The 306-nt window shown below is 34.6% G+C and carries 1 pseudogene; it reads right to left on the bottom strand.

Annotated elements, in window-relative coordinates:
* Positions 1 to 306: pseudogene (gene speE / locus F8C76_RS20125) on the bottom strand (polyamine aminopropyltransferase); the annotation flags it as partial.

The following is a 306-nucleotide window of genomic DNA, read 5'->3' as shown; positions in this document are numbered from 1 at the left end:
TTTGGCTACAGAAATCAACACCCCATCTTCTTTAAGCATTCTTTTTAAACCATCAATTTGATGAATATCTGGCTCTTGCAAGCAAAGAATCAAATCGTATTTTTTAATGTCTAAATCTAAGAGTTGTTTAGCGTGCGTGAAATTTTTGTTGTTTTTCACTTCATGGAAATGGGGGAAAAAACTAATGAAGCTGTCTAAAATCTTCTCATCCGCTTGCACAAAATCTATATGCGTGTCGTATTTAAAAAGCTGGTGGGCTAATTCCAAATCAAACCCATCCACAATCAAAACCTCTTTAAGCTCTTT

Source organism: Flagellimonas olearia, from assembly GCF_009184425.1.
GTDB lineage: Bacteria > Bacteroidota > Bacteroidia > Flavobacteriales > Flavobacteriaceae > Flagellimonas > Flagellimonas olearia.
The sequence above is the reverse complement of the archived record's forward strand: the minus strand, read 5'-3'. Positions and strand labels throughout refer to the sequence as shown.